This is a genomic window from Streptomyces sp. ADI96-02, assembly GCF_003846185.1.
Taxonomy (GTDB): domain Bacteria; phylum Actinomycetota; class Actinomycetes; order Streptomycetales; family Streptomycetaceae; genus Streptomyces.
Genome location: NZ_ML123034.1, coordinates 4215952 through 4221951 on the forward strand (window position 1 = coordinate 4215952; position 6000 = coordinate 4221951).

Annotated in this window: 5 protein-coding genes; all 5 read left to right on the forward strand. The window is 70.6% G+C overall.

The window, feature by feature from the left end; genetic code table 11:
- Positions 1-254 precede the first annotated feature (254 nt).
- The 5 genes from EES43_RS18690 to EES43_RS18710 all read left to right on the forward strand — a co-directional run bounded on the left by EES43_RS18690 (position 255) and on the right by EES43_RS18710 (position 5985).
- Entirely contained in the window at positions 255-1781 is a 1527-nt protein-coding gene (locus EES43_RS18690) for an ABC transporter ATP-binding protein (RefSeq protein WP_241192688.1), read from the forward strand.
- On the forward strand, positions 1778-2896 hold the full coding sequence (locus EES43_RS18695; protein WP_124269753.1) for an ABC transporter permease: 1119 nt from the start codon (positions 1778-1780) through the stop codon (positions 2894-2896). Before EES43_RS18690 ends, EES43_RS18695 begins: the two co-directional genes overlap by 4 nt.
- The gene (locus tag EES43_RS18700; RefSeq protein WP_124269754.1) at positions 2893-4158 is read left to right on the forward strand and encodes an ABC transporter permease; all 1266 of its coding nucleotides are present in this window, start codon (positions 2893-2895) and stop codon (positions 4156-4158) included. Before EES43_RS18695 ends, EES43_RS18700 begins: the two co-directional genes overlap by 4 nt.
- A complete protein-coding gene (locus EES43_RS18705; RefSeq protein WP_124269755.1) occupies positions 4155-4592 on the forward strand; it encodes a cytidine deaminase in 438 nt (145 codons plus the stop codon). The genes EES43_RS18700 and EES43_RS18705 overlap by 4 nt, the downstream gene beginning before the upstream one ends.
- Positions 4593-4707: 115 nt before the next feature.
- Positions 4708-5985 (forward strand): thymidine phosphorylase, encoded by a 1278-nt coding sequence (locus EES43_RS18710; protein ID WP_124269756.1) that lies wholly within the window; start codon positions 4708-4710, stop codon positions 5983-5985.
- The last annotated feature ends 15 nt before the right edge of the window (positions 5986-6000 follow it).

Sequence of the window (6000 nt, forward strand, 5' to 3'; positions counted from 1 at the left end):
CGCGGCGCACCCCAACGACCGTTCCTCCGCAGTCCCGAAGAAGATCCGCCTCCCGCAGTGCTCTCCCACCCGGTCCCGGACCCCGCGTCCGGACTGTGATGTGCATCCGTGTTTTTACGATTCGGCAGCGCTACGCGTGTAGACAGCCCTCCGGCGCGATAACTTCACCCCCGCCCCCAGCCCCTCCGCCCCCGCTCCTGTCCGGCCAAGGAGAGTGCGTCATCAACGCGTCCAGCAGCCCCCCTGCCGTAGAACTGCACGGCATCACCAAGCGCTTCCCCGGCGTCGTCGCCAACCACGACATCGACATCACGATCGGCAGGGGCACGGTCCACGCCCTGGTCGGCGAGAACGGTGCCGGCAAGTCCACCCTGATGAAGATCCTCTACGGCATGCAGAAGCCGGACGAGGGCACCATCGCCATCAACGGTGAGCAGGTCTCCTTCTCCAACCCGGGCGAGGCCATCGAGCGCGGCATCGGCATGGTGCACCAGCACTTCATGCTCGCCGACAACTTCACCGTCCTGGAGAACGTGGTCCTCGGCGGCGAGAAGCTGTACGGCATCGGATCCGGCGCCCGTAAGAAGATCAAGGAGATCTCCGACGCGTACGGCCTGGGCATCCGTCCCGACGCGCTCGTCGAGGACCTCGGCGTCGCCGACCGCCAGCGCGTGGAGATCCTCAAGGTCCTCTACCGCGGCGCCCGCATCCTGATCCTGGACGAGCCGACGGCGGTCCTGGTGCCGCAGGAGGTCGACGCCCTCTTCGCCAACCTGCGCGAGCTGAAGGCCGAGGGCCTCACCGTCATCTTCATCTCGCACAAGCTGGGCGAGGTGCTGTCCGTCGCCGACGACATCACCGTGATCCGCCGCGGTACGACGGTGGGCACCGCCGACCCGGCCACCACCACGACCAAGCAGCTCGCCGAGCTCATGGTCGGCAGCGAGCTGCCCTCGCCGGAGACCCGCGAGTCGACCGTCACCGACGTGCCCATGCTGCGCGTCCAGGACCTGGCGCTGAGCGTGACGGACCCCGACGGCGTCGTCCGCGACGTCCTCGCGGGCGTCGGCTTCACCATCCACAAGGGCGAGGTCCTGGGCATCGCCGGGGTCGAGGGCAACGGGCAGACCGAGCTGATCGAGGCGCTGATCGGGATGCGCATCCCGGACGGCGGGGTCATCACCCTCGACGCCGACGACATCTCGCACGTCCCCACGCGCAAGCGGCGCGAGGCCGGCATCGGCTACATCCCCGAGGACCGCCACCGGCACGGCGTCCTGCTGGACGCCCCGCTCTGGGAGAACCGCATCCTCGGCCACGTCACCGAGAAGCCCAACAGCCGCGGCTGGCTGCTGGACAACAAGGCGGCCCGCACCGACACCGAGCGGATCGTGCGCGAGTACGACGTGCGCACCCCCGGCATCGAGGTCACCGCGGCCTCCCTCTCCGGCGGCAACCAGCAGAAGCTGATCGTCGGCCGCGAGATGAGCCACGCCCCCAAGCTGCTGATCGCCGCCCACCCCACCCGCGGCGTGGACGTCGGCGCGCAGGCGCAGATCTGGGACCAGATCCGCGAGGCCCGCCGCGACGGGCTCGCCGTCCTGCTGATCTCGGCCGACCTGGACGAGCTGATCGGGCTCTCCGACACCCTGCGCGTCATGTACCGCGGCCGGCTGGTCGCCGACGCCGACCCGGCCACCATCACCCCGGAGGAACTGGGCTCGGCCATGACCGGCGCCGCCACCGGTCACCTCGAAAGCCCGGAGGACGAGGCCCGATGAAGAAATTCGACAAGGACCGGCTGATCCTGGGGTTCGCCGGCCCGGTGCTCGCCCTGATCGTCGCCCTGGCGCTGACGACCGCGGTGCTGCTGGCCTCCGGCCGCAACCCCTTCGAGCCGTACCGGATCATGTTCGAGTCGGCGTCGTACGTCGACGTGCAGGTCCTGATCGTCAACCAGGCCGGTACGTACTACCTCGCCGCACTCGCCGTCGCCGTCGGCTTCCGGATGAACCTCTTCAACATCGGCGTCGACGGCCAGTACCGCCTCGCCGCCATGATGGCCGCGCTGGTCGGCGCCAGCGTCAGCCTCCCCGGCCCGCTGCACATCGCGCTGATCGTCATCGTTGCGATGCTGGTGGGCGCCTTCTGGGCGGGCATCGCGGGCTTCCTCAAGACCACCCGCGGGGTGAGCGAGGTCGTCTCGACGATCATGCTCAACTCCATCGCCACCGCCCTGGTCGCCTGGCTGATCCTGCCGAAGAACTTCGGCGAGCAGCCGCCCGGCTCCAACAACCTGACCACCGGCGAGATCCCGGAGTCCGGCTGGTTCCCGGGCCTGTCGATGGGCGCCGAGGCCGGTGAGATCTACGGCTTCACGTTCGTCGCCGCCGGCTGCGGCATCCTCTACTGGTTCGTGCTCAACCGCACGCGCTTCGGCTTCGACCTGCGCGCCACCGGCGCCAGCGAGAGCGCCGCCCAGGCGTCCGGCGTGGACGCCAAGAAGATGATCCTCACCTCGATGCTCATCTCCGGCGCCGTCGCGGGCCTCGCGGGCATGCCCACGCTGCTCGGCGACACGCACACCTACAGCCTCGACTTCCCGACCGGCATCGGCTTCACCGGCATCACCATCGCCCTGCTGGGCCGCAACAACCCGCTCGGCATCGCCCTCAGCGCCCTGCTGATCGCCTTCCTGGACAAGTCGTCGGCCTCGCTCGACCAGTACGGGTACGAGAAGGAGATCGCCACGATCATGCAGGGTCTGATCGTGATCTCGGTCGTCGTCTCCTACGAGCTGGTCCGCCGGTACGGCGTCCGCCGCCAGCAGCAGAAGGTCGGCGAGGAACTCGCCGCCGGCCATGCCCTCACGACCGAGAAGGAGGCGGCCCTGTGAGCACCAGCAACGTCACCGCCGCACGCGTCGCCCCCAAGAAGCCCGGCGGTCGCCGCAGGCTCTCGCTCCCCGTCCTCCTGCTGATCATCGCGGGCGGGCTCGCCCTGGTCTCGCTGGTCCGCCTCGTCAGCGGTGCCGAGGACATCACCTCGGTGGGCCAGGTCGCCGGAGCGCTCGAACTCGCCGTGCCGATCGGCCTCGCCGGACTCGGCGGTCTGTGGGCCGAGCGCGCGGGCGTCGTCAACATCGGCCTCGAAGGCATGATGGTGCTCGGCACCTGGTTCGGCGCCTGGGCCGGATTCCAGTGGGGCCCGTGGGTCGGCGTCCTGTTCGGCATCCTCGGCGGCTGCCTCGGCGGGCTGCTGCACGCGGTCATCACCGTCACCTTCGGCGTGAACCACATCGTCTCCGGTGTGGCCATCAACATCCTCGCCGTCGGCGTCACCCGCTACCTCTCCAACTTCGCCTTCGACGGCGTGCAGGGAGGTTCCTCCAAGCAGTCCCCGCGCATCGACCCGATCGACAAGATCACGATTCCGGGCCTGGCGGACTGGATGCAGGACCTCCAGCAACGCCACTGGTTCCTGGTCTCCGACCTCGCCGGCCTGGTCGGCGGTCTGGTCACCGGCCTGTCGCTGCTGACCCTGGTCGCCCTGCTGCTCATCCCCGCCACCTGGTGGATCCTGTGGCGCACCCCGTTCGGACTGCGGCTGCGCTCCTGCGGCGAGAGCCCGGTGGCCGCCGAGACCCTCGGCGTCAACGTGTACAAGTACAAGTACATCGCCGTCACGATCTCCGGTGGTCTGGCCGGTCTGGCGGGCGCGTTCCTCGCGATCGTCGCCACCGGCATCTACCAGGAGGGCCAGACGGGCGGTCGCGGCTACATCGGCCTCGCCGCCATGATCTTCGGCAACTGGATGCCGGGCGGCATGGCGCTGGGCGCCGGCCTCTTCGGCTTCACCGACAGCCTCAAGCTGCGCGGCGGCGCGGAGAACGTCCACGCCATGCTGCTGCTCCTGGCGATCCTGCTGGTCATCGCGGTGTTCTGGCAGCTGTACCGGAAGAAGTACGTCGCCGCGGCGATCTCGGCGGCCGTCTCGGCGCTGCTGTTCACCTGGTACTTCCTGACCGACCAGGTGCCGAGCCAGTTCGTCGACGCGGCCCCGTACGTCACGACGCTGCTGGTCCTCTCGCTCTCCGCGCAGCGGTTGCGGGCGCCCAAGGCGGTCGGCCTGCCGTACCGCAAGGGCGAGGGCAAGTGACCTCGCCCGGCCCCGGCGCGCCGGCCTTGTCGGACGCCGACTGGGAGGCCCTGCGGAGCGCGGCCCGGGACGCCATGTCCCGGGCGTACGCCCCGTACTCGGGCTTCGCGGTCGGGGTCGCCGCCCGGGTGGACGACGGCCGCACGATCACCGGCTGCAACGTCGAGAACGCCTCGTACGGCCTCTCGCTCTGCGCCGAGTGCGGCCTGGTCTCCGCGCTCCAGGCCACCGGCGGAGGCCGGCTGACCCACTTCACCTGCGTGGACGGCACCGGGGCGGTCCTGGTGCCGTGCGGCCGGTGCCGCCAGCTGCTGTACGAGTTCGGCGGGCCGGAACTCCTCCTGGAGACGCCCGACGGCCTGCGGACGCTGGACGCGATGCTGCCGCAGGCGTTCGGACCGCAGAACCTCGGTCAGAACCGCACGACTCGGTGAGAACCGTTTCCCCGGCGTGGCCCTTCCCTCCGAGGAAGGGCCACCGCCGTTTTCCCTCTCTATGCGCGTAGAGTCGATCGGAACTCTTGCGCACGCACCGGCCGGAAGGACTCCCATGGACGCCATCTCCGTCATCCGCACCAAGCGGGACCGAGGCGAGCTGACCCCCGAGCAGATCGACTGGGTCATCGACGCGTACACCCGCGGCGAGGTCGCCGACGAGCAGATGTCCGCCCTCGCCATGGCGATCCTGCTCAACGGCATGAACCGCACCGAGATCGCCCGCTGGACCGCCGCGATGATCGCCTCCGGCGAGCGGATGGACTTCGCCGCACTCTCCCGCCCCACCACCGACAAGCACTCCACCGGCGGCGTCGGCGACAAGATCACCCTGCCGCTCGCCCCGCTGGTCGCCGCCTGCGGCGCGGCCGTGCCGCAGCTCAGCGGCCGGGGCCTCGGCCACACCGGCGGCACCCTGGACAAGCTGGAGTCCATCCCCGGCTGGCGGGCGCACCTCTCCAACGAGGAGATGCTGAACGTCCTCGACACCACCGGCGCCGTCATCTGCGCGGCCGGCGACGGCCTCGCCCCCGCCGACAAGAAGCTCTACGCGCTGCGCGACGTCACCGGCACCGTCGAGGCGATCCCGCTCATCGCCAGCTCGATCATGTCCAAGAAGATCGCCGAGGGCACCGGGGCGCTCGTCCTGGACGTCAAGGTCGGCTCCGGCGCGTTCATGAAGAACATCGAGGACGCCCGCGAACTCGCCTCCACCATGGTGGCGCTCGGCACCGACAGCGGAGTGCGCACGGTGGCCCTGCTCACCGACATGTCCACGCCGCTCGGCATGACGGCGGGCAACGCGCTGGAGGTCCGCGAGTCGGTGGAGGTGCTGGCCGGCGGCGGCCCGCAGGACGTCGTCGACCTGACCCTCGCCCTGGCCCGCGAGATGCTGGACGCCGCGGGCCTCAAGGACGCCGACCCGGAGAAGGCGCTGGCCGACGGCTCCGCGATGGACGTCTGGCGCCGCATGATCTCCGCCCAGGGCGGCGACCCGGACGCCGCGCTCCCGGTCGCCCGCGAGCAGCACGTGATCACCGCGCGCTCCTCCGGCGTCCTGACCCGCCTGGACGCCTACGACGTGGGCGTCGCCGCCTGGCGCCTCGGTGCGGGCCGCGCCCGCAAGGAGGACCCGGTGCAGGCCGGCGCGGGCGTCGAGCTGCACGCCAAGCCCGGCGACACGGTCACCGAGGGCCAGCCGCTGATGACGCTGCACACGGACACCCCGGAGAAGTTCGACTACGCGCTCGGGGCGCTTCCCGACGCCTACGACATCGCCCCGGCCGGCACGTCCTTCGCCCCGCTCCCGGTGGTGCGCGAGCGCATCGCGTAACACGGCCGGACGACC